Source organism: Bacillus sp. RCC_6_1, assembly GCF_041360755.1.
In the GTDB taxonomy this organism is placed as follows: domain Bacteria; phylum Bacillota; class Bacilli; order Bacillales; family Bacillaceae_G; genus Bacillus_A; species Bacillus_A cereus.
Map to the genome: position 1 here is coordinate 33,807 of NZ_JBFUPV010000007.1, position 21,878 is coordinate 55,684.

The window sequence follows — 21,878 nt, forward strand, 5'->3', positions numbered from 1 at the left end:
ATTTCTCTACTAAGTTATTATTCAATATTGAACTACTCACCACTTAACGCCCTTACGGACTTTTTGAAGTGGGAGATTCCTGCGAAAACCGGTGTATCCACCGGTTATCTTAGCAGGCTCTACCCGTAGTCCCTACGGTGAGAACATAAGTATCTTGTACGTTAACGCACCACACTCCCTACTTTAGCTTGGTTTTCGCAACTTCGGTAAGCATGGGGCGATAGAACGTTGAAGATTTTACGGTTGCAACGTTTTTCTGCAACCAACCCCATATCTTCAGTTTTCAAAGAGCAATCTGTATAAGTAAATGATAACAAACATGTTGGCTTATGCCAACCGACATTCATCTCCCACCTAAAATTGGTGTTTTACACCTTCACATTTTTGAAGAAGGAGTCTTCTGTCGGGAAACAATAAAAATTAGAAAAGGATGTAGATTAGTGATTAGTCAGAAAACGAAGAAAAGATTTAATAAAGTTATTATAATGACCGCAGCATGTAGCATGTTTTCTATGTTTGGAACGTCTATTTTGCACACTAAAGCTGTAACACATTCAGCTGCTCCAGCAGTTTATGTGAGTCCCAAAAATATACCTGCCTCAGATATTATTAGTATAGACTGGTCACCAGTTCAGACACCACCTTATACGTACTGGGCTGTACACAACTGGAATGCAGGTGGTGAAGCTGGAGGATATGCTGGTTTTCAACAACAAAGTGGGTTCGATGAAAATGGAAAACGTACTTTACATTTTGCCTTATGGGATCCAATTTCCTCTAAAGAAGCAATAAAGGCCGAATACTTATCTCCGAATTCGCAAGCTGGACCCTTTGGAGGAGAAGGAACAGGAATGAAGGTTCAAACAACTTATGGTTGGAAAGACTACAATTGGTACACAATGACAATGCGTTCATGGCAAGAAAATGGTCATACTAAATTTGGACAATGGATGAAAGATGTAACAAAGAATAAATGGCATCAAATTGCAATTATGGACTTTCCGGTTGCTAATGTTGCATTTAATCATGGGTTAGGAATGTTTCAAGAAGACTGGGCTGATAGTGGACAGAATGTTCGAGAAGCGCGCCTGAAAAATGGTTATAGCCGAAAATTAGTTGATAAACAATGGAGTTCTTGGAATAATCAAAGTATTTCTGGAACGCATGATAATACTTATCAATATGATGGAGGAGCTACTTCAGAATATGTATGGGTCAAAGCAGGAGGTAATACGCAGTCTACTATTGGGGCAGGAAAAATATTCACGCTAAATCAACCTACTCAACCTGAAATAGGAAAACTAGATTATGATATCCAATTTATATATTATGAAAATGAAAAATTAAATGTATCTTGGAAACTAAAAGAAAATAGTACACCGCAATTTAAGGGGAAAATTGAAATTTATAACAATGAAAATATGACGGGCCAACCTATTAGCGTAATTGATGATATTAAATCTTATCAAAATGGAATCAGTCAATCTATATCATTACCAACAAGTGCTTATGCAAAAATTGTATTAACGGATATATTTGATCAAACTGTTGAGAAAAAGGTACAAATCAAAAATGAATCTCCAAACATTTTTGAAGGTAATGAATTTGCATGGTCGTTGAAAGGGATTGGAGATTTTGAATTTGCGAAAGTAAATTTAAATAAATCAACAGAAGAAATGCAAATAGATCTAAAAGCAGGTGTACCACATAACTACTTTGATAGTACATATGCAAGTATTAAAGTGCAAAACACATCAGGTAAAGTGGTCTATAACAAAGAGATTTATGGAAACAAACAGCAAAATGCTGAATCGCAAAAAGTTCCAGTCAAAGTAGGCGATTATATAGAGTTAAGACATCTAGAAGGTGTACATAGAGCTACTCTTACAAATGTAGATAATAGTAAGCAAGAGAGCTTTGGAAAAAAAGCTATATACGAAGTTACAAAGGAAGGCCTGAAGAAAGTAGAAAAAATGCCAGAAGCAACAATTTTAGAAGGAAACAAGTTTGCGTGGTCATTAAAAGGATATAGTGATAGAGAAATTGCAAAAGTAGATTATGATAAAACAGTAGAAGAGATGAAGGTAAAACTAGAATTAGGTGTACCACATTCCTATTTTGCTAGTACATATGCGAGTATTAAGGTTCAAAATTCTTCTGGCAACGTTCTGTACAATAAGGAAATCGTGGGAAATAAACAACAAAATGCTGAAAGCCAAACTGTGCCCGTCAAGGTAGGGGATTACATTGAATTTACCCATATAGAAGGAGAAGCAACAAAGGAAAAAACGCGAGCAACTTTAACTAACCTTGAAAATAACAAAAATGAAACCATTGGAAAGACAGCGAGGTATCAAGCGACAAAAGAAGGCTTGAAGAAAGTAGAGAAAATGCCAGAAACAACGGTTTTAGATGGAAATCAATTCGCTTGGTCATTAAAGGGATATAATGATCGAGAAATCGCGAAAATAGAATATAACAAAGCAACAGAAAAAATGCAGATTAAATTAGAAGCGGGTATCCCCCATTCTTATTTTACTAATACGTATGCAAGCATTAAAGTCCAGAATTCATCCGGTAATATTTTGTACAATAAAGAAATTATAGGAAGTAGACAACAATCTGCTGAGAGCCAAACTGTTTCAGTCAAAGTAGGAGATTGTATTGAGTTTACTCATATAGAGGGAGAAGCACAAAAGGAAAAGACACGCGCCACACTTACTAATCTTGAGAATAGTAAACAGGAGTATATGGGAAAGAAAAGAATATATCAGGTTACCTCTATGGGATTATTAATAAAGCCATAGATTTCAATACAAAAGTTAAATTATAGATTTATATATTATATAAAAATCTTAACCATTATACGCATTAAAAAATGCTTAAGAGAATATAGATTGGCGGGTATAGTATGAACATATTTAAAGGGTTTTTAATTTCATCAATTGCAATGACCACATTTGTAGGAACAGATCTAATCCTACAAAATGATAGTATTCATAATAAAGTTTACGCTGAATCTAATAATGTCACATACAAAGAAAGAGATTCACAGGAAGAAAGATTAATTGTAAAGTTTAAAAATCAAATTGACTTACCTTATGAAGATGGTATTGAGAAACGAATAAAAAATGGGGATTATGATAACAATTTAAAACAGTTATTTTCCGAAAATACAGAACTTACTTTGAATCGTCTGTTCTCATCTGTAAATCCGATAGAGATTGAAAAGTTATCAGTACAATCTAAATCAGTTGCTAATGAATCAGCTAATAATTTATTAAATTATTATATTGTACAAGCTCCTAATAACATAGAAATAGAATTATTACTGAAAAAATTTGAAACATCTTCTCTCGTAGAGGAGGCTTATATACAAGAAAAACAAATTTTGACACCCCCTGAAATACAGTTTCCAAATTTATCTGTTAATCCGTACGATGATCCTAGATTTAAAAATCAAGGATATCTTGAAGCGGCACCAAAGGGAATTAATGCCTCGCATGCTTGGAGCATTAAAGGTGGTGATGGGAAGGGTACAACTTTTGTGGATATGGAATATGGATGGTTATTGAACCATGAGGATTTAGTCAATAAAAATATTAAGCTTATGTCGGGACAAAATATAAGCCAGCATAGAGCTCATGGTACTTCTGTATTAGGAATTGTTTCATCTGAAGATAATCAAATTGGAAATATTGGAATTGCACCAAAAGCAAATGTAAAAGTAATATCCCAGATCAGGGATAATGGAATTTATAATACGGCGGATGCTATTTTAAGTGCTGTGCATAATTTACAAGCGGGAGATATTCTTTTATTAGAGGCACAAGCTTCGTATGATGGGTATGGGGATAAATATTTACCTGTAGAAGTACATCCAGATATTTTTGATGCAATTCGTGTTGGTGTAGATAAAGGGATTATTATTATAGAAGCTGGCGCAAATGGTTCAAACGACTTAGATAATTTTAAAGATCGTAATGGAAAAAAGATCTTAAATCGAAATAGTCCAGACTTCAAGGATTCAGGTGCTATTATGGTTGGGGCGGGATCATCAACTGTTCCACATAAACGTTTATGGTTTTCAAATTATGGAAGTCGATTAGATGTATATGGATGGGGAGAAAATGTTGATACAACATCAGCAAATCCAAGTCAAAATACTACAAATTTATATACATCAACATTTAGTGGAACATCAAGTGCTTCACCAATTATTGCTGGAGCAGCAACTTCGATACAAGGTATTGCTAAAGAACATCGAGGCTCTCCTTATACACCAGTAGAATTAAGAAATATCTTAAGTAATCCGAATACAGGAACAAAATCTCAAGATCCGTGGAATGATAGAATAGGTGTTTTACCTGATTTAAAAACTATATTAGATAACTTAGGTTTTAATTCAGATATACCGAACTCTTCTAGTATTTTAGAAGGAAAGCAGTTTGCATGGTCCCTAAAAGGAATTAGTGATTTTGAGTTTGCTAAAATTAATTTCAATAAATCGACAGAAGAAATGCAAGTGGACTTAAAAGCAGGCGTACCGCATCATTATTTTAATGAAACATATGCGAGTATTAAAGTCCAAAATGCATCAGGAAAAGTAGTATACAATAAAGACATTTATGGAAATAAACAACAAAATGCTGAATCGCAAAAAGTTTCAGTCAAATTAGGAGATTATATTGAGTTAACACATCTAGAAGGTGTGCATAGAGCTACTCTCACAAATGTAGATAATAGTAAACAAGAGAGCTTTGGAAAAAAAGTCATATACGAAGTTACAAAAGAAGGCTTGAAGAAAGTAGAAAAAATGCCAGAAACAACAGTTTTAGATGGAAATCATTTTGGGTGGTCTTTAAAAGGATATAGTGATAGAGAAATCGCAAAAGTTGATTATAATAGGACAACAGAGAAAATGCAGGTGAATTTAGAAGCAGGCGTACCACATTCTTACTTTAATAATACGTATGCAAGTATTACAGTAAAGAATTCAACCGGTAGTGTTGTATACAATAAGGATATAGTGGGAAATAGTCAACAAACTGCTGAAAGTCAAACCGTGCCGGTAAAAGTGGGAGATTACATTGAGTTGACCCATATAGAAGGGGAAGCAGTAAAGGAAAAGACACGCGCTACACTTATTAACTTTGAGAATAATAAACAAGAATATATAGGCAAAAAAAGAATCTATCAAGTTACTTCAACGGGATTAAACAAAATAGATTAATATGAAGAACATTCTAATTATTAGTTAGATGCAAATAGTCGTTCATTATGAACGGCTATTTGGCTTTTATTTAAAGAAAAGTGAAATGAAAATACTCTCTCTTTTGTATACACTCTCCTTGCTATCAACTGCTATATTTGTTTATCAGGGAGGGATTTTAAAAATATGCTTGAGAATTGATGCATGTTTAAGTGATATAGATTTGAGAAAAAAGAAACAGAATAGTAAGGTATTTATTGATAAAACCTCTCTTTTGTTACAATATTTTACATATTTGGTATGATGTATATGAGTTCTATGTATATTAAGGGAGGAATGGAAATGAAGAGGTTCATAACACGTGCAAGTGGTAATACAATCTCAAAAAAGTTAGTTTTAATGATGTTGCCGATGGTTTTAATGATGTTGCCGATGGTTTTAATGATATTGATGATTACACCATCGAATGATGTATCGGCAGCAAATCTATCAAAAGCAGGTTCACTAAAAGGCGTGAATTTATTTAATGGAAGTTGGACAGTTGCTATACAGGCAGCAAATTTACAATATGTTTCTGCTGAGCCTTTGGGAAATGTAATAGCAAATCGTAATGCTGTTAATGAATGGGAGAAATTCGAATTAATTCCGACTGGAGAATTATATACGTACGCTTTAAAAGCCAAAAGTAATGGGAAATATGTTTCGTTTGAGCCAAATGGTAGAGTAGTAGCAGATCGTACATCAATTGGGGCATGGGAAAAGTTTATCTTATATAATGGTGGAGACAATAGGATATATGTATTACAAGCACTCAGTAATGGCAGGTATATATCAGCAAATGGTGGTAGAGAATTAACAGCTACTAGTTATGTAGCTGGAAGCTGGGAACGATTTGTTATTGTATACTTCTAAACTTTAAAGTGTTATATGTCTAAATGATAATGGCATGTTTAGTATGTATGAATGCCTAATACAATAAAGTGTTAAGTATTTAATACAAGTGTATATTAATGTGTAAAGGGCTGCAGGTAATTAGCAGTCCTTTTTGTATGGACTTACTAAGGTTATAATGAGAAGAAAAAGAACCCTATAGGGTTCTTTTTCAAGGCATATTAACAGTAAGGAGAATCATGAAATGCTACTTCAAATCTTTATTAGGGGAAAGATTTTGAAAAAGCTTAACATACATCCATTTTTACATATATGTAATATATAGTAAATTGATAATATTTATACTTACTATTACTAATATTCAATTAACATGGTTAACACTATTTATATGATGTTAAACGGCGCTTAGAAATGATAAAAATGGCAGACAACTATTTTGTTGCCTGCCGGTGCTAGTGGGTTGAATGAGTTAGTCAATTCAATAAATTGTGCTATCCCATTACCAGAAGAGTGAAGCCGCTAGTTCAAACGGCTTAGACATAGTTTGCCTAATAAAGAAAAAATTATGAGTCGAGATTTTGTTTGCTCTATATGAAAAGATAAATAGATATTCATCAGACAAGGATAATTTAGCATATCTTGAATAGGGTGTAGGAACTAATTAAGGAAAAGGAATTTTGTTTAGGAAGGGACTGACTCAGGAGTGGGACTTTCGGACAGGGTTTGGGGAGCGATGATTGCCTTTGGCATTGCGACTAATATCGTTGCTTGTATGATGGCAGTATACATTCAAAAATATGAGCTAATGATAAATCATCTTACAAATATTTTATTTTTAATAATTATCTCTTTAACGTTTATTAAGATGAAAATTAACAAATGGGTGGCTTTAGGATTTACATTTGTTGTAATAGAGAAAGGTATTAAGGCGGGATATGACTTCTACACACATAATTATTATAGTGTCAGTTGGAGTTTAGCTATCATTGTCTATTGCATATACGAGATGGAAAAGTATCATATTGAAATAAACGAATAGGCGCAACAAAAAGGTGTTAGTAGGTGGAATTCTTTTTAAAATACTATAAAAAAGACACTACAAGAGTGTCTTTTTTTTGAAAATACTCTATAATTAACTTTGGGGAAGGTAATGTTAGAGTATTCGTTTAGCATTATCTTTATATTTGATAAACCATGAAATCGAAAGATTTTGTGGTTTATTTTATGAACAATAGATATTACAGTATTGGCAGTGAGCTATTGATCATTATAAGCATTAAGAGAGAAGGGATTAAAAGTCTAACATCGAATAACAGTTCCGGAATATAGTGTTGTGAAATGATCTCCCATATCCCAAACGGTACTTGCCTGTATATAGCCCTTAAAGCCTTCTGAAGAATAATAAATCTCTTTTGGTATACTTTCTTTAGTTTGGAAATGTGCTTTAGAGTACTTTACATAATGATTTTTAATAACTTTTGATTCGGGAACAATAGTGTTTTTTTGTTCTAATGCTGGCCTAGCACTAGAAGGTGGTATGAATTTTACATTGTCTTGGTAATTAGGATCTAAGGTGTCAGCTTGTACACTGTGCGACGAAACAAAGGTACTTAAACTACTTCCCGCGATTAAAGTTGCAAATGCTAACTTTGAGAATTTTGTTAATCTACTCATTCTATAATCTCCTTTTTATTATTTTGTAAGGTATCTCCTTACACCACACAGTCTATATCCACTACAAAAGGGTGTACATACATATTGATAGACAAAATTCTACAAAATACCCCATGTTTTAGGGGTTGTGTATAATAATCCAATGTTTAATAATTTATCAGAAGTTAAAAAATAGGTGTTATATAAAAGAAAATGAATAATTTATGCAGGGAATGTATATATAATTATTGTTTAAATATTCTAAAATGAGTTGATAAAGATGTGGAATTGTTTTTTAGAAAATAATTGATTGTTGTCGAATGTACTTATAATTTAACGTATTTCCCGAAAGAATTCTCCTTCCTCAAGCGTGTGAAGAACATAGCACGACGATAGGTGAGAGATGAATTTTGGTTTGGTGGAGCCAAAAGGCTTTGCTTTTTATTTTTCCAATGTTGATATGTATTTATTGTAGCTAGGTACATAGAGCTAAAAATAAGATATTCTTGTGAACTCAAAAAGCCAAAATTCCTTAACTTAGGAATTTTGGCTTTGACGTTATATCATGGAATTGCAATTGGAATGGCACCTGGCATAGCTACTGCACCAGAGTTATAATTTCTTCAGCTCTTTAAATTAGAAACTGGTACTTGATTTGCGTAGTTAAATTATTGCCTTTTAAAAGAACGGAAAGAGTTTTTTCGAGTTAGCACCTTTTACACGATAAATATTGAAGAGGGAAAACCCACTTAGAAAGACTTTTAAGCAGAAAAATAGACTAGTCTTTTTTAATTTCTAATGGTCCCAGTATCTTTTATTTTGACGTGCGTCTTTACATTTATTTTAGCCTCTGCTAACGCTTGCAACCAATCTCCTTTTACTTTTTTCCATTCTTTATATTGAAAAGCTCTAGCATATAGGGATAATCCGATTGGATCAATTTTATTCTGCTGTATTTCATTTAATATATTTTGTAAATTATTATTAATTTCTTTTTGAATAGCACTTTTTAAATGATATATATTTTTTTTATTATCATAGTACCCCTTAATTAAATTCGGGTTGGTTTTTTCTATTAAAGCTACATTAGCATATATATCGAGATTAAATACAAACTTTCCGTTTTGAAAAGTAACATCTACCTTCCTTGTCGCGTTCTGTACGAAGATAGAAGTATTTGTTTTTTTGTTGGAATTTTTAGGAGGCAGTGCAAGGTGTAGTATCATTCGCCCGTTACTTTTTGACTTATTTAAAAGATTGAAAAATTTAACATCTTTTTTAGGGATATAAGTTAAATATTTCCCTTTTCGATTTAAAAATGCAATTCCTACTGTGTCGATTTCATTCTTTGTTTTTTTGATAATTGGAACAGTTTGCGTCATTCCATCTTCATTTTGTTCTCTCATTAATTGCTGAATTGTAGAAGAGACGGATTGGTTATTTTGAATTGAGGATTCGATTACACCATTTATATAAGATGATAGTGATGGTTTACTAGGCTTATAAATTTTAAAAATTTCTTCTGCAGGCCCATCTACAAGTACTACTTTAGCATTAATGGTAGCGTAAGGATCACGGTAAGAAGAATCAAGCTCCTGTAACCAATTTGCTTCTTGCGCTAATTTTTTCCCAATTAAAATGATTTCAGCTTTGGAAGCGGTCATAAAGCCCGTTAACTTCGTATCTATCTTACTGAATCCAGTATATACAGTTGATGCTTTTGTCCAATGTTCTATAGTACTTTTTTGCTGCTTATGATGAAAGAGTGGTATACTTGTTCCAACTTTTATGTCTCCATTAGCGGTTCTATCCAAGCCAATTAACAGGATTAATGAAACCTTCTCAAGAGGAATTCTTTGACTACAACCAATTATATATACACAACAAATTAAAACCCATATCCATTTTCGAATCAAAGTTGTTTCCTCCTAGTAACCCAAGTAAAAAGAATACTGTAAACGAAAAAAATAATTGGTAATAGAATAAAGAAAATGACATTTAAGATATCCATAAGAGAATATATAAACAAATATTGATCCACATCGGGATTTAGGAAAATAAATAGACCAACTATAAATAACATAAAAGCAAGTAGCGCCCAATTACGGACGTTTTTTTGAAGTGAAATGGTCACAGATTCAAAACTGAAAAATAAATACGGATATATTGTAGTGGAAAATACAATCAAGTAGTAAGCGATATATATAATTTCTAATCTTTCCATGAAAGAAAAACGAACCCCTTTTAACAGATGAAATACTGGCCAGATTACGTCTTTTATCCCCTCTGGACTAAAGTATATATAAGAAAGAATAGTCACATATAGATAGAAAAGCATAGTTCCAGTATTCGCTATTAGTAGCCCTTTTATGGCTTTTTGTTTTTTTTGTAAGAACGGGTATATATAATATGTAATTTCTAAGCCAGCATAAGGTGTAATGGTTTCTTTTGTTGCCTTTATAATAGGGTATAATCCATCTTTAAAAATAGGTAGTAGGTGTAAAGGGTTGTAGTTAGTCTTTAGTGAAAAAAGAAGAAATAGTGGCATCCAAGTAGTGAAGAAGAAAACAAGCATAGAATAACTAGTAAGAGCCCTTAACCCACTCAGGACTAAAATAATAAAAGGTAATAGTAATAATATGGTGATTTGATAAGCAGGAGTGGAAGGAAATATCCACACTTTTACAATATCAGTTGCCTTTAATAAAGTATTAAATCCAGCAAAAAATAGATAAGAGGCATATGCAAGAAAAAGAATTGTTCCTATCCATTTACCAAAGTATGTTTTTAAGATTTGTGAGAAATTTTTGTTGGGATTTTTTTGTAACATTAATATAATAATTACACCGATTATAGAAGTAACTATCCATCCGAGAATGATCGAAATCCAGCCATCTGTACCAGCAGTAGTAGCAAGTGGGCTTGGCATAATTAACATACCAGATGCAAGTTGCAGCGAATGGATGAAAATAATAAATTCGAATAAAGTTATATTTTTGAATTTAAGATTCCCCATGCGGACCACCTTCTTTTTTCTTTTCTTGTTTCGGCTGTCCAGTACTCGAGCGGGTGGTAATCATCGAAATAGGAAACCTTACAAAAGAATCTTTTAACTCTTGAAGCCGAAATGGCGCGATTGGCAATCCGTATGGTGAACCATAGGAAGTCAGTGAAACAAAATGAGCAAATAAGAGCATTAATCCACTAACAATACCTACAATTCCATAAAAGTATGCCAATAACATCATTGGAAAACGAATAAGGCGTATAGAACTTGATAAATCATAATTAGAAACAATAAATGATGCAATGGCTGTAATAGATACGATAATAACCATAACGTTACTCACAAGTCCAGCTTGAACAGCCGCCTGTCCAATTACAATCCCTCCAACAATACCAATAGTTTGTCCAATAGGTTGTGGTAAGCGAATACCAGCTTCACGTAGCATTTCCAGTGTAATTTCCATTATAAAAGCTTCCAATAAGGGAGAGAAGGGGACCTTAACTCTTGACGTTGCAATAGAAGTGTATAAATCTATAGGAATGATCTCAAAGTGAAAGGATACTATAGCAATATAAAATGCGGGTAAAAAAATAGCTATAATAAATCCTGCAAATCGTAATAAGCGAAAAAAAGATGCAATGAGCCAATGAATATTATAGTCATCTGGGGTTTGAAAAAATCCAATCAAATTCATAGGAACAACCATAGCACCAGGGGATCTATCCATTAACACTGCTACTTTCCCATCAAGTATATGGTTTGAAATGGCGTCTGGACGTTCGCTTAAATAAGCCTGTGGAAAAGGAGTCCAATTTTGATCTTTTGTATAATTAGATAGCTCTCCAATACTTAATACCGCATCTGTTTTGATTTTGCAGATTCTAGTTTCTATTTCTTGGACTACATCTGCGTTTGCTACATCACCTAAGTAAATTAAATAGACTAAAGAAGTGGCTCGTTCTCCAATCGTCAGCTTTTTGATTTTTAACTCTGTAGAAGGAATATATCGACGAATTAGGCCTATATTTTTTGTGACATTCTCAATAAAACCATCATGTGAGCCTTTAATAGTAACTTCTGAAATTGGTTCTTGAATGGCTCTCTCTGCCCAGCCTTTTGTATTTATTAGAAGTGACCGATTTTCTCCTTCCATAAACAGTACACATTGACCCTCAAGTAATCCTTCTTTAATTTCATTCCATGTATATACGATTTTTGTATGAGTAGCAATAATATTAGAATTAAAAATTTGACTGTCTTCATTTACTTCTTGTAATAATGGTGTAACAACATTGGCTTTTAATGCAACACCATCTGTAAGGCCTTCAAAATAATAAAGTAAAATATTCGTGTTTGTTTTTAATTGCAAAGGATGTTCAATCAAATCTGCACTAATATCAAAGATATTATCTAGTGTATTTTTAAGTTGTTTTAGGTTATTTGTTTCGATCTTTTCAATGGTTTTATATGTCTTAGTTTCTAAGGTCTCTTCATTTAAGGACAAAATTGACACCTCTTTAATATATACCGATTAGTTGTAGTTATTATTTTTATATAATTGAATTTTATTCATTAATTTAATCGAATTGGATGTAAGAATTGATAAATTTGATGTGCTATATTATTAATTCAATAATTGAGAGGAAAAAAGTAGAGGTAATTTGTGTGAAAATCTAAGTTTCAAGATAGAATTAAAATTTCAATGATTATAACAAAAAAGAACCATTGATAGGCTCTTTTTCATAGTTAGTAAATATGTTATCAACAATAGATGGCGATTAAGGTAGTAATTTAGATGCCTTTAAGTTAATCATCTGAATTTTGTAGGAAGAATTCTTTTTCCATACCTTAATGCTCAATGAAAAAGGATATTTCATTTATTTGGGTGTTCTAGTGTATTTGAATCTTGCGCACTAACAAATTTTGTTTAGGGACAAAATGTATTTTCTTAATAATCAGAAAAATAACACGGCAAAATTCTTATTAATTATTTTGGTAGGTATCAAATATTCCTTTGGCCTTATTTTCATGATATTACCGTACGCTTATATGTTTCTAAGGGAAAGAAATACTTTCATTTTTATGACCATCTATTGTTTGATTAAGATGGTAACACGAAATAGAAGCGTTTACAACCAGAAAATAAAGAAAAAATATTAAAATAAGACTTTTTTCGACAATTATTTTATGTTTATATTTCATTTTATTATAGGAAAAGGCGGGGGAAGCGGACCTTTTCCTATAAAATGTTTTGTTGGAATTAGAAATAACTAAAAAAGTAATATTAGTTTAAAATTAAAATGAAATTCAATGATAAGATTATAATTGAATTTTTAAACCTCAGGTGTATTGAAAGTATGGTCAAATTTTAATCCACTTTGCGTTTCTTCCCTTTGTAACTAGCTTAATATGGCCAAACACTTGCAAGGAATTTAAAGCCTTACTGATTGTACTTTCTGCAATGTCTGGATAAGTGTTACGAATACTCTCCTTAGTAAAAGGTTGTTTTTGTTTAAGTATAAAATCTTGAATTCTCTCAACTTTAGTATGTTTACATATAGAATCTAGAACTGTGTTATGAAGATCTTTGTAAGCCTCTAATATAATTGTTAAAAACGTTTTTAACCAAAAGCTATTATTATGTTCCTCGCAGTACCAATTGACCGAAGATTTATAAATCGAATCGTAATAATCAGATTCATTTTTCTTAATATATTTATCCAAACATACATATTTTACAAATGTATGTCCACTCTTAATTAACAGCAATTGCATTAACATAAATGCCAGCCTGTTATTACCTTGATTGAAAGGGACTATGCAATAAAAATTTAATATAAAACGAGCTATTAATAAAAGTGAATGTAGCCCCTTACTAGTATTTAATGAGTTGTATTGATCACATAATTGCTCCATAAACTGTGGAATGAGTTCATGCGGAAGAATGCGGTAACTATTCAAGTGCATTCCATGCTCAGGAATACCTGGAATAATAAAAGGTTTTTCACGCCATTTGGCACTGTCAGAGGTAAGGTAATGTATTAGTTGAAAATGTAATTCCTGTATAGTTGCTGGATTAATTGATAAAGTACAGGAGTTTTTATGTACAAAAGAAAGTGTTTGATAATAACAAAAAATAGCATCTTCAGAAATATTTTGAGGTACTATATCATCTAAAATAAGTTCTTTTAATCTTTTATTAGGAACCTTTATATCCTCATAAATAGTTGTGAAATTTTTTATGTAATGTAGTGGTATAGTTTTTTCTAAACTATTAAATATGTCAGGGTTTTGTTCCTGATAAGCAGCTAATTTTCCTTTGAATTCGCTAATTTCACTTATTAAATTGATTAACCTCCTTTTTAATTCAATATTTTTGTACTTATCATCAAAAAAGTCTCTCATTTTTGTTCCTCCTGTAACCCCTTAACACGTTGTTGCATATATCTTTCCATTCTAAAGGTATGCTACGACATCATTGTAAAATAAAGATATTTTCGGTCTGATTTTGAATATATATCAGAATCTATATTTTTATTTAACAATTAAAATATGGAAATTATAAAGAAGAATCGTTAGGATTCAATTTTAATAGGCATAATCCTAACATCAAATGCACAAATGTACAATAAAAAAATAAAAAAAATAAAACTATCGACTCTTTTGAAATATTATCTAAAAGAGTTTTAAGAAATTGTAGGTATAGATGTGCTTTGGTTTAGGAGTAAATAATAAAGCGGTAATAGAGTTTTCATAGGTAATTAAAAAGTAGATAGACTATTAATTTGTGACAATTACGTGCCTAATCTATCATATGCTTTTATGAGAATTTTAAAATTAAATCCTAACGAGCTGAATTTTCTATATTTAGCATAAATATTAGGGAGGCGTGCTGATGAAATGTATCATTTTATATAGAAATATGTAACGTTTAACACTCGTATTGTAAAATATTTTGACATACGTTAATTTAAATATTAGGTACAGGAACATTTAATAAAAACTCAGTACTAAAGTACCCTTTAAACGTTTCACCCTAAGAACGTTTCTCAAGCACACTGAAGTTTACCCGTTGTTTCTGTGCCTTATTAGATAAAAATAATATAATAAATTTTTAGAATATGATAATGAAAAATGGGTTTTCAAATCTTTTTCTCCTTAAATATTAACAATCTCTTGATAATCTACTTAAAGTAAGAAAATGCAGGATAGACAATGGTTATTAATAAAGAAAATACAGTTAAGCTAGATACCTTAAGTCATTTTATAAGTAATTAAGCGTTAGATTGAATTAGTAAGAATATTATATGTGATTGCTAAATGGCTTGTTTTAATTGTTCTGTTACTATTAATTTATGAATTTTAACATTTAGAAGCTAGTCAACATATAGGTTATATTGATTATGTGGGTTTTAACCTCAAGTGTATATGTTTAAGGTTAAGGGATTTGTGAGTGTTATAAAAGAAGTGAAAGTCTGGAAGAAACGGATATAATCGGTTTCTTCCAGACTTTTTTTGCTTTTTTGTAATATAAAAAAATTATTTTTCCTACATGATTTAATTATCTGTTTTAATATTTGAATTTTTTGTGAAATTAAACGAAGTTTTTATTCTTTTTTAAAAACATAACGTTACAAAATAGACTTATTGTATTTATTTTATTTTTATATGAGATTAAAAATAATAATAAACGTACCAATGTATGAGAGGTATTAGTATATTTATTAGTAATTTGTTCGTTTATCTCTATATTGCTATTATATTAGCGATAACAATAATATATTGGGGGGACAAGAATGAATTTGAAATTTACATCTAAATTGGAAAGATTAAGAAAAAGTAAAAAAGGAATTGGTGCTTGTGTTTTAGCTGCAGGGGTAACAGCTATTACTATGATTCCTCAAAGTGCTTATGCACATGGATTTGTTGAAAAGCCAAGTAGCCGTGCTGCTTTATGTAGTCAGAATTATGGAGCATTGAATTTAAATTGTGGAAATATAATGTACGAACCTCAAAGCCTAGAAGCACCTAAAGGATTCCCAGATGGGGGACCGATTGATGGAAAAATCGCTTCGGCAGGAGGACTGTTTGGAGGAATTCTTGACCAACAAACATCAAATCGCTGGTTCAAAAACACGATTAAGGGTGGAGCAAATACCTTTACATGGAAATATACAGCTGCACATCCTACAAGTAAATGGCATTATTACATTACAAAAAAGGGATGGGATCCTAATAAACCATTAACACGTGCTGAATTAGAACCAATTGGAACTGTGAAACATGATGGTTCTGCCGCATCAAATAATTTAACACATACAATTAATGTACCAACTGATCGCAATGGTTATCATGTTATTTTAGCTGTATGGGATGTAGCAGATACGTCAAATGCGTTTTATAATGTAATTGATGTAAATCTAGTAAATAATGAAACTCCCGATACAGTAGCTCCAAGTCAACCAACTGAATTAAATGCCTCTAAAGTTTCTGCCAATAGTGTTGAAATAACATGGAAGGCCTCTACTGATAATATAGGTGTAAAAGAATATCAAGTGTTACGTAATGGCGAAGTAATTGATACGGTACCAGGTACAACTTTTATTGATAAAAAACTAAAAGCAGATACGGAATATACCTATACAATAAAGGCATTAGACTCTGCTGGAAACATATCAAAAGAAAGTGAAAAACTAAAGGTTAAGACAACACATGCAATCCCAGATATAGAGGCTCCAACTCAACCAAAAGGATTACATAGTATGGGTACAACAGCGACAACTGTTGATTTGATGTGGAGTCCGTCTGAAGATAATGTAGGTGTTGACCATTATATTGTATATAGAGAAAGCGCTGGGGTTATGAATAAAATTGGGACAGCGGCTAATACATCCTTTATGGATAAAGATTTGAAGGCTAATACATCGTATAAATATGTAGTGACGGCGGTTGATTTAGCTGGAAATGAATCTAGTAGAAGTGATGTTTTGACTGTAACAACAAAGTCAGAGGATTCCACATATGAAAAATGGGATGCAAGAAAAGCATATACTAAAGGCGATAGAGTAGTACATGAGGGAAAAGTGTATGAAGCAGTTCAAGATCATCAAGGAAATGGCGACTCAAATTGGATTTTTGCCTTATCGCTTTGGAAGCCAGTTTTGAATAAGTGACAGGTGGGAAAAGGTAGTTAACATTTTTGGGTTTTCTTTTAAAAATTAAGGGCTGTTCCAAATATGAATTATCTTATGATTTAAATGTTGAACTACTCACCACTTAACGTCCTAACGGACTGTTTGAAGTGGGAGATTCCTGCGAACACCGATGTATCCATCAGTTATCTTAGCAGGCTCTACCCGTAGTCCCTACGGTGAGAACATAAGTATCTTGTACGCTGACTCACCACACTCCCTACTTTAGCTTGGTTTTCGAGATTTTGAGAAGCGTGGGGCGATAGAACGTTGAAGATTTTACGGTTGCAACGTTTTTCTGCAACCAACCTCATATCTTCAGTTTTCGAAGAGCAATCTGTACAAGTAAATGATAGCGAATATGTTGGCTTATGCCAACCGACATTCATCTCTCACCTAAAATTGGTGTTTCACACCTACACATTTTTGAGGAAGGAGTCTTCTGTCGGAAAACGATAAATCAATAAGATTTAAACCCCATCCTAATGTTTACGAAATGAAATTAAAAAAGAATCCCAATGGAATTTCATTGGGATTCTTTATTTTCTAATTTGTAATAGCGTATATTTTCACTGTGAATTTGTTAGTGGCACCCATTGGACTTGCAATATAATATTTAGTATTTGTGTAAGCTTCAGTCCTAGATCCATGTGAAATGTTTTTCCAACGAGTAGAATCTATTCCTAGGGAAACATCAATCATTACATTGAAAGAGATAGTAGAAGAATAATCTTTATCTGAAGGCTCAATAACCCATTTTAATTCTTTGGTACCTACAGGTAAAATATCAATTTTAAAGTTTTGACTGGATCGATTTTGTTGCCCGGATAAAGGACTAGATTCAGATGAAATTTGCGAAATTAATATTTCTTTTTCATTAGAATGTATACCATTTAATTTAATGATACTATCAATTAAACCTGGACCAGGAAAATCAGCTGCGATGATACCAGAATGTTTAATTATGCCTTGTTGTAAGAGTTTGGTCCCAAGTGTATTCATTCCCCCATAGTATACTTGTCCGTTTCTATCGCGAGGGAAATCACTCCATGCATTTGTGGAATTCGTTTGAAGCAATTTAGGACTACTATCAGTATTTCTGCTCTCTTTTCCGCTTGCAATAAACCAAGGATATACATTATTTAAAAATGCCGCTACGCCCCCCGTACCACTAAAATGGTTGAGATGAATTTTTCCATTATTAAAATTAGTATTTGCATTTTGTAGATGGGTTTTTATCGCAATCCATTTTGCATATATTTCGTCTGGTCCGCTTCCAATTTCAAATTTATCTTGTATATTCAAACCTTCGTAATCAATACCGTACAATTGAGTAGATGTAAAGTTTTGTAAGATTACAATTTTCCCGCGGGTATCTCCTAAAGTAGGGTTATTTCTATCTGAGGTTGGTACGGAATTAGGATTCCAAAAATATGAAGCATTAACGTTTTTATATTTTAAAAATATCTCCTCAAATGAGAGAGAGCCGCTTTCAGGAGTAGTTTCTTCTTTTAGGCGCATTAATATTGTTTCTGTTGGATGCTCTTTTAAAAATTGAATTGTCTCTTTTAATACATCTTCAAACACAGCTTTTTGATTTACAATGCCATGATACATTGCAAAAGAATCTTTTACACGTTTAACACGCATATCTACATATCGGATTCCAGAATTTAATTGTTGGGATAGACTCATAGTTTGATTTCTTGTCAAATTTTCATCAAGAAAGCTTGCTCCATGTAAAGCCATTGTACCGTGAGTCCCTGGAATAGATATTTCACTTAATTTTGTTGAATCTTCTATTTTGGACATCCACGATGGATTTTGATATCCTATATTGGATTCATAGGAGTAACCTGGATGACTATCAGCTAAAAGAGTAGATGGTGTACTTAAACTTGCTAGTGTAATACAAGTGAGGATGCTAATTTTAATGAAATTTCTCATTTTTATTTTCTTCATTTTATCTCTCCTGATCTTTAAACAATTACTAGATGATGTTTTTACTATATTTATTGTTTTTCATTCTTGAGGTAATAAATTTTTGGATTTGAAAATAATTAAAAACAGGGGGAGTAAGTTATTTGAGACTTTAATAATTTGTTTTTATGAATTGTACCTAATAGCCAAACGTATTCTTGAAAAATCGAAATATAGCCTCCAAAAACCAACCGTTGCTCGTATTGTATACAAACAAAACAGAAGCCTTAAAAAAGACTTCTATTTTGTGACATATAATGAATGATAAGGTGGTAAACAAATCAAGATAATGTGAATGAGTAGTAAAAGTTTATTAATAGCTGTTTTAGAATCTCTTATAACAAGGCTGATTACAAAAAGTGAATCCCTACAATGCTAATAAAAATTGAAAAATTCTACTCATTAAAACTTAGACTAACTACAGTTGCGATTGATTGGGCTGCATGTTCCCAGCTTCCATCTATAACTTTACCAATCTGCTGACCAAGTGTATTTAAATCATTTGGATTAACTGGAATTCCATTATAAGCAGCAAGAATTGATAAAAGTGGAGCAGCAAATGGTGTCCAACCACCTCTATCAATACTAAATACAGGCTTATCTACTACTTTTCCATCTTGCACAGTAAACTCATAATAAAATTGATCATCTGGACGGAAACTTAAATGATGAGAAATTTGTCCCTTAACATATTTTTTTCCTGCACCTAGATTTACTACTTCTATTTCCTTTACGTTAAATTCATGTTCAAATACTTTTATTTTTTTGACTTCTGGACCATTTAAGGCAGCATTAACAGCTGTTTCTAAATTATTTTGTGCTAATGGTTGAATACTCATTTGTGCCTTGTTTTGTTGGATAGGAGCCTCTTTTTTTGCAGCAAACACTGATGTGGTAGGTAGTGCACCTGTAGCTAATGTTGCTGCAAGTGCTGTTGTCATCATGATTTTCCTTTTCATCTTCATAGTTTTTCTTCCTCTCTAAAAGTTTTGATATATAATCTTTTAAAGACTGACATTGTGTAATATTTTATTTCATAATGAACAAAAAACTAGTTTAAGAATGATGTGGAATTATGTCAGAGCATTAAAATTAATTATATATGTACTTAAGATGATATATATCTACACATATTTTTTCAATTTTTAGACAAATATAATGTTATGACTTCTTAAGAGTCAATTTAGTACCTTGTTTATCTATAGAAATCCTATAAATAAACTAATTTCATAGTGAATGTAATATATTTGATATTAAATGTCTTACATAATGATATAAAATTTCACATTTTTTTATTTTTAAGAATGAAGCGATAAGGCTTCAAACCGCAAGGGATGCGGGGATAGCCTAGTCAATTAGAGTTTGAAAGAATCTTTACTTAGGAATCTCTCATTTCTAAATGAAGTGAAAGTGGGTGGAGTTCAAGGAGAGTAAGCTTTTGAACGATTTTTCAACTGTAATAATTGATCCATTTAGATATCTTAATACCCAGTAAGAATAGAATAATTAAAGCGTTACAAAACACTGAAGTGAACCCCGAAAACGCGACACCAATCAAAACACCTAAACCACTTGTTCCCTAAATTCTTTAGGGAACAAGTGGTTTAATTTTTCTTGAATTCGCACACAATTGTAGTAATGAATGTATTCTAGCACAATCTTTCGCACAGTTGTGTTGGATACTTTTGTTATCTTTTGTGAATAGAAAGCTTTACTTTTTAAATGACCAAAGAAGCTTTCCATGACGGCATTATCATGGCAATTTCCTCTCCGGGACATGCTGGTGATAATGCCGTTTTCTTTGGCATACGCTTGAAATTCTTTTGCTGTATAAATACTTCCTTGCTCCGAGTGAAGAAGGACATCTTTTACTTTTCGCCCTCTCATTGCTTGTTTTAATGTCTTCATCGCTAATGTCAATGTTTGTGATTCGCTGATGACACAACTAATAATTTCACGATTAAAGGCATCCATAATCGTTGATAAATACAAGGTACGCTCTCCAAATAAAAGATACGTCACATCCGTAAACCACTTTTCATTTAGTCTGGATGCATCGATTTGGCGCTCCAATCGATGAGGGGCTACCATTAGTTCCGCACCATTGATATATTTCTTTTTCTTTCGATGTACTTTTGAAAGAATGTGATTTTGTCTCATGATTCGTAATACTTTTTTATGATTAACACACAGTCCCATTTTTCGAAGAGTAGCGGTTACTCTTCGATATCCATACCGGAATTTATGCCTAAGACAAACGTCCGTTACTTTCTCTTCTATACCATCTTTCAAATCTTCCGTCCGTTGTAACCAACGATAAAATGTGGAACGGGGTAATTCTAATACGTTACACAATTCTTTTACCGTTATTTTTGTTTTTACATTTTCCCATAAAGTAACTACAGTTTCTGGTTTCAGCCCCTTTCGATTTCCAGATACTTTCCCCATACAAGTAATTTTGTTTTTAGATGTTTATTTTCTAAACGTAGCTGTTCTATCCACTGAGCTCTTTTGGTCCTTTTCCATAAGAATATTGTTTTCCTACAGGTTGTTGAAAACGATACGTTTGATCTGTACGATACCATTTCATCCATGTCTTAATTTGGGAAACATTTTTAATTCCGAGTTTCTCCATAATTGTACGATTTGAATAGCCGTCTTTCTTCATTTCAATAACTTTCCACTTTGTTTCTTCTGGGTAATGAACTCTTGTCTTCAAACGAAAAACGCCTCCATTGAATTTGCATACTTAGTATGCGAATTCAGGAGGTGTTTTTTTCATGTACCACTATTTAGGTTCACTTCAGTACATAATGATAAGCTTTTTATTATTTTCTTCATCTCTTTTTCGTTTTAGGAGGTATTTTATTTTCTTAGCTTGATTGCGATGAGCGGTACCCCATAAAGTTCCCTGATACATAATTGATGTTCTGCCATTTGTAGA

Annotated in this window: 12 protein-coding genes and 1 pseudogene; 5 read left to right on the forward strand and 8 right to left on the reverse strand. The window is 32.3% G+C overall.

Translation table 11 applies throughout. The features are described from left to right. Positions 1 to 440: 440 nt before the first annotated feature. The 4 genes from AB6801_RS19535 (at position 441) to AB6801_RS19550 (ending at position 7,142) form a co-directional block, all read left to right on the forward strand. Positions 441 to 2,807 (forward strand): putative mucin/carbohydrate-binding domain-containing protein, encoded by a 2,367-nt coding sequence (locus tag AB6801_RS19535; RefSeq protein WP_370941125.1) that lies wholly within the window; start codon positions 441 to 443, stop codon positions 2,805 to 2,807. Between the two features lie 104 nt (positions 2,808 to 2,911). Beyond that, on the forward strand, positions 2,912 to 5,233 hold the full coding sequence (locus tag AB6801_RS19540; RefSeq protein WP_098781837.1) for a putative mucin/carbohydrate-binding domain-containing protein: 2,322 nt from the start codon (positions 2,912 to 2,914) through the stop codon (positions 5,231 to 5,233). 321 nt (positions 5,234 to 5,554) lie between these two features. After that, positions 5,555 to 6,124, forward strand: a complete 570-nt coding sequence (locus AB6801_RS19545; protein WP_370941126.1) for a fascin domain-containing protein — start codon at positions 5,555 to 5,557, stop codon at positions 6,122 to 6,124. Positions 6,125 to 6,806: 682 nt separating this feature from the next. Continuing rightward, a complete protein-coding gene (locus tag AB6801_RS19550) occupies positions 6,807 to 7,142 on the forward strand; it encodes a hypothetical protein (protein WP_000524429.1) in 336 nt (111 codons plus the stop codon). A gap of 260 nt (positions 7,143 to 7,402) precedes the next feature. Here AB6801_RS19550 and AB6801_RS19555 read toward each other — a convergent pair whose 3' ends face one another. The 5 genes from AB6801_RS19555 to AB6801_RS19575 form a co-directional block, all read right to left on the reverse strand. Then, positions 7,403 to 7,777: a hypothetical protein gene (locus AB6801_RS19555; RefSeq protein ID WP_000088951.1), complete on the reverse strand. Its 375-nt coding sequence runs from the start codon at positions 7,775 to 7,777 to the stop codon at positions 7,403 to 7,405. Positions 7,778 to 8,544: 767 nt separating this feature from the next. Beyond that, positions 8,545 to 9,672: a Ger(x)C family spore germination protein gene (locus AB6801_RS19560; RefSeq protein ID WP_000619992.1), complete on the reverse strand. Its 1,128-nt coding sequence runs from the start codon at positions 9,670 to 9,672 to the stop codon at positions 8,545 to 8,547. Next, entirely contained in the window at positions 9,669 to 10,772 is a 1,104-nt protein-coding gene (locus AB6801_RS19565) for a GerAB/ArcD/ProY family transporter (protein WP_000527359.1), read from the reverse strand. The genes AB6801_RS19560 and AB6801_RS19565 overlap by 4 nt, the downstream gene beginning before the upstream one ends. Continuing rightward, positions 10,759 to 12,267 (reverse strand): spore germination protein, encoded by a 1,509-nt coding sequence (locus tag AB6801_RS19570; RefSeq protein ID WP_000055712.1) that lies wholly within the window; start codon positions 12,265 to 12,267, stop codon positions 10,759 to 10,761. The genes AB6801_RS19565 and AB6801_RS19570 overlap by 14 nt, the downstream gene beginning before the upstream one ends. A gap of 857 nt (positions 12,268 to 13,124) precedes the next feature. Further along, positions 13,125 to 14,168 carry a Fic family protein gene (locus AB6801_RS19575; protein WP_001204218.1) on the reverse strand — a complete coding sequence of 348 codons (1,044 nt, stop codon included), beginning with the start codon at positions 14,166 to 14,168 and terminating at the stop codon, positions 13,125 to 13,127. A 1,391-nt stretch (positions 14,169 to 15,559) separates the two neighbouring features. Between AB6801_RS19575 and AB6801_RS19580 the strand changes: the two genes are divergently transcribed. Beyond that, positions 15,560 to 16,936, forward strand: a complete 1,377-nt coding sequence (locus AB6801_RS19580) for a lytic polysaccharide monooxygenase (protein WP_001049447.1) — start codon at positions 15,560 to 15,562, stop codon at positions 16,934 to 16,936. Between the two features lie 564 nt (positions 16,937 to 17,500). Here AB6801_RS19580 and AB6801_RS19585 read toward each other — a convergent pair. From AB6801_RS19585 to AB6801_RS19595, 3 genes and pseudogenes are all read right to left on the reverse strand, one after another. Continuing rightward, on the reverse strand, positions 17,501 to 18,916 hold the full coding sequence (locus tag AB6801_RS19585; protein ID WP_370941127.1) for a phosphatidylinositol-specific phospholipase C: 1,416 nt from the start codon (positions 18,914 to 18,916) through the stop codon (positions 17,501 to 17,503). Between the two features lie 413 nt (positions 18,917 to 19,329). Continuing rightward, on the reverse strand, positions 19,330 to 19,899 hold the full coding sequence (locus AB6801_RS19590; protein ID WP_000782804.1) for a hypothetical protein: 570 nt from the start codon (positions 19,897 to 19,899) through the stop codon (positions 19,330 to 19,332). A 598-nt stretch (positions 19,900 to 20,497) separates the two neighbouring features. Beyond that, positions 20,498 to 21,653, reverse strand: a pseudogene (locus tag AB6801_RS19595) (IS3 family transposase). Positions 21,654 to 21,878: the final 225 nt, after the last annotated feature.